Annotated in this window: 1 protein-coding gene; it reads left to right on the top strand. The window is 62.4% G+C overall.

Annotation, left to right across the window (positions count from 1 at the left end; all coding sequences use genetic code 11):
• The first annotated feature begins 69 nt into the window (after positions 1-69).
• Positions 70-1,092, top strand: coding sequence for an IS110 family RNA-guided transposase (locus K3180_RS12820; protein WP_221541342.1), 1,023 nt, complete (start codon positions 70-72; stop codon positions 1,090-1,092).
• Positions 1,093-1,352: the final 260 nt, after the last annotated feature.

The raw sequence follows: 1,352 nt of genomic DNA, 5'->3' as shown, positions 1-1,352 counted from the left end.
TGATGACGTGGACGGCTCTCCATCCTCGGGGGATAATTTCCCTCCAGTGAGTCGGAAAGGAGAGCAGAGATGGAGACAGTTGCGGTTGTTGGAGTGGATCTGGCCAAGTCGGTTTTCCAGGTTCACGGGATCGATGAGAGTGGAGCGGTGGTCTTGCAGCGCCGGGTTTCGCGAGGGCAGTTTCTGAAGCTGTTCGAGAAGCTGCCGCCGTGTCTGGTCGGCATGGAGGCGTGCGCATCCTCGCATCACTGGGCCAGGCAGCTGATGGAACTTGGCCACGAGGTGAAGTTGATGCCGCCGCAATATGTGAAGCCCTATGTCAAGCGCGGCAAGAACGATGCGGCCGATGCAGAAGCGATCTGCGAGGCAGTTACGCGGCCCACGATGCGCTTTGTCGGCGTGAAGACGCCTGATCAGCAGGCGGTGATGATGCTGCACCGGGTGAGGAAGATACTGACCCGCCAGCGCACGCAGATCACCAACGCCTTGCGCGCCCATCTGGCCGAGTTCGGGATCACCGCGCCTGTTGGAAGGATCGGCCTCGAGCGCCTGCTCGCGGTGATAGCCGATGATACTGACAACCGTCTGCCCGGCGAGGCGCGTGTAAGCCTCGCGGTGCTCGCCAGCCAGTTGGAGATGGTGAAGGAGCAGATCCTCGACAACGACCGGCGGATTCTCGCCGACGCACGCAGGAGCGAGGCAGGGTGCAGGTTGATGAAGATACCCGGAGTCGGGCCGCTGCTGGCCAGCGCGATCGTGGCCTCGGTCCCGGACCCGGCCATCTTCTCCAGCGGCCGGAGCCTGTCGGCCTGGGTCGGGTTAACCCCGCGGCAGAACTCGAGCGGCGGCAAGGAGAAGCTTGGCAGTATCACCAAGGCCGGAAATGGCTACTTGCGCGAACTGCTTGTCGTGGGTGCCACGGCGGTAGTCCGCTATGCGCAGCGCAATAGCACGAAGCGGCCGTGGATCGCGCAGCTGCTTGAGCGCAAGAAGCCCCGGGTGGCCGCCGTGGCACTGGCGAACAAGAATGCCCGGATCATCTGGGCCATGTTGGCTTCGGGCGAGCCTTACCGCGAGGTGCCGGCAGCCTGAGACACGCGCCTGAAGGCGCTAACGAAGTTGGAAAGGGCATGAGTGAACTGACGCAACAAGCCGGTTGAAAACCGCCGGAGCAGGAAAACCCGTTCGACGCCAGCACTTCGAGTGCGTGCAATTGATAGGGACCTCGCCCCGCGCGAAAGGCATCAAGGCCAGCGGTCATGTAAACCGCGCTCAAAGGCCGGACACATGGGCGCCTCAACAAGCTAAGCTCAGTTCAAATTATCCCTTGCCAACGGAGAGCCGTCCACACA

It is taken from the genome of Qipengyuania huizhouensis, from assembly GCF_019711635.1.
Classification (GTDB): Bacteria; Pseudomonadota; Alphaproteobacteria; order Sphingomonadales; family Sphingomonadaceae; genus Qipengyuania; species Qipengyuania huizhouensis.
The sequence above is the reverse complement of the archived record's forward strand: the minus strand, read 5'-3'. Positions and strand labels throughout refer to the sequence as shown.

Excerpts from the sequence above, each read along its gene's own strand:
- K3180_RS12820 (WP_221541342.1), top strand. The coding sequence starts at position 70 with ATGGAGACAGTTGCGGTTGTTGGAGTGGATCTGGCCAAGTCGGTTTTC.